The sequence below is a fragment of the Streptomyces durhamensis genome (assembly GCF_000725475.1).
In the GTDB taxonomy this organism is placed as follows: domain Bacteria; phylum Actinomycetota; class Actinomycetes; order Streptomycetales; family Streptomycetaceae; genus Streptomyces; species Streptomyces filipinensis.
Map to the genome: position 1 here is coordinate 1 of NZ_JNXR01000123.1, position 408 is coordinate 408.

The 408-nt window shown below is 67.9% G+C and carries 2 protein-coding genes; both read left to right on the plus strand.

All coding sequences use genetic code 11. The annotated features are described in order from the left end of the window. Nucleotides 1-334 (plus strand): glutamine amidotransferase-related protein (locus IO33_RS0142060; RefSeq protein WP_031174345.1); only part of this gene is annotated, 334 nt, incomplete at its 5' end. Next, on the plus strand, nt 327-408 hold an 82-nt coding region (locus IO33_RS54470; RefSeq protein ID WP_483414658.1), incomplete at its 3' end, for a carbamoyl phosphate synthase preATP-grasp domain-containing protein. The genes IO33_RS0142060 and IO33_RS54470, both read left to right, overlap by 8 nt.

A 408-nucleotide genomic window follows, 5' to 3' on the forward strand; every position in this document is an offset into this window, starting at 1 on the left:
CTTCGGCACGTACAAGCTGAAGTACGGCCACCGGGGCATCAACCAGCCGGTCCAGGACCGTACGACCGGCAAGGTCGAGGTCACCGCGCACAACCACGGTTTCGCCGTGGACGCGCCACTGGACGGCACCCCCGAGACGCCCTTCGGGCGGGTCGAGGTGTCCCATGTCTGCCTCAACGACGGGGTGGTGGAAGGCCTCCGGCTCCTGGACCGCCCCGCCTTCTCCGTCCAGTACCACCCCGAAGCGGCAGCGGGCCCGCACGACGCCGCCTACCTGTTCGACCGCTTCACCGCTTTGATGAGCACAGTCCTGATGGAGGGCCAGCGTGCCTAAGCGCACCGATATCCAGTCCGTCCTGGTCATCGGCTCCGGCCCGATCGTCATCGGCCAGGCCGCCGAGTTCGACT